Annotated in this window: 1 protein-coding gene; it reads left to right on the forward strand. The window is 45.9% G+C overall.

Going from position 1 to position 1,191, the window contains the following annotated elements; genetic code table 11:
• A complete protein-coding gene (gene tuf, locus Q7V32_RS04125) occupies positions 1-1,191 on the forward strand; it encodes an elongation factor Tu (protein ID WP_159658989.1) in 1,191 nt (396 codons plus the stop codon).

Consider the following 1,191-nt stretch of genomic DNA (forward strand, 5'->3'; position numbering starts at 1 on the left):
ATGTCCAAAGAAAAATTTGAACGTAAAAAACCCCATGTAAACGTAGGCACCATTGGTCACGTTGATCATGGTAAAACGACCTTAACAGCGGCATTGACGAAAGTCATGGCGGATTTGCGTGGAGGCACCTTCAAAGCCTACGATCAGATTGATAATGCACCTGAAGAGCGCGAGCGTGGTATTACCATTGCAACAGCTCACGTAGAATACGAATCAGAAGCACGTCATTATGCACACGTAGATTGCCCAGGACATGCTGACTATGTCAAAAACATGATTACAGGTGCTGCGCAGATGGATGGTGCAATTCTGGTCTGTTCGGCTGCTGATGGCCCAATGCCGCAAACCAGAGAGCATATCTTGTTGGCAAGACAAGTAGGTGTGCCGTACATCGTAGTTTATCTTAATAAAGCCGATATGGTAGATGATGCCGAATTGGTTGAGCTAGTTGAAATGGAAGTCAGAGAGTTGCTGGATATGTATGAATTTCCAGGAGACGACACGCCATTGATAGTCGGTTCAGCATTGAAAGCCTTAGAAGGCGATACGAGTGAAATTGGTATACCTTCAATTATCAAATTGGTAGAGGCCTTAGATACTTACATCCCTGAGCCAGAGCGCGCTATCGATCAGCCCTTCTTGATGCCAATCGAAGACGTATTTTCTATTTCAGGCCGCGGAACAGTGGTTACCGGCAGAATAGAGCGCGGCATCATCAAAGTAGGTCAAGAAATAGAAATCGTAGGCATCAGACCGACTACCACCACCACCTGTACCGGTGTTGAAATGTTTCGCAAATTGCTGGATCAAGGTCAAGCGGGCGACAACGTAGGTGTGTTGTTAAGAGGCACGAAAAGAGACGATGTTGAACGTGGTCAAGTGTTGGCGCATAAAAACACCATCAAGCCGCACTCACATTTCAATTCAGAAATCTACGTCTTATCAAAAGATGAAGGTGGACGTCATACGCCATTTTTTAACGGTTACCGTCCTCAGTTCTATTTTAGAACCACCGACGTAACTGGCGCGGTGCAATTGCCAGAAGGTGTAGAAATGGTAATGCCCGGCGATAACATAACCGTAGAAATCAAACTAATAGCACCGATCGCTATGGAAGATGGATTGCGATTTGCAATTCGTGAAGGTGGACGCACAGTGGGTGCGGGTGTCGTTGCTTCAATCATTGAGTAA

The organism is Methylicorpusculum sp., from assembly GCF_030651835.1.
In the GTDB taxonomy this organism is placed as follows: Bacteria; Pseudomonadota; Gammaproteobacteria; order Methylococcales; family Methylomonadaceae; genus Methylicorpusculum.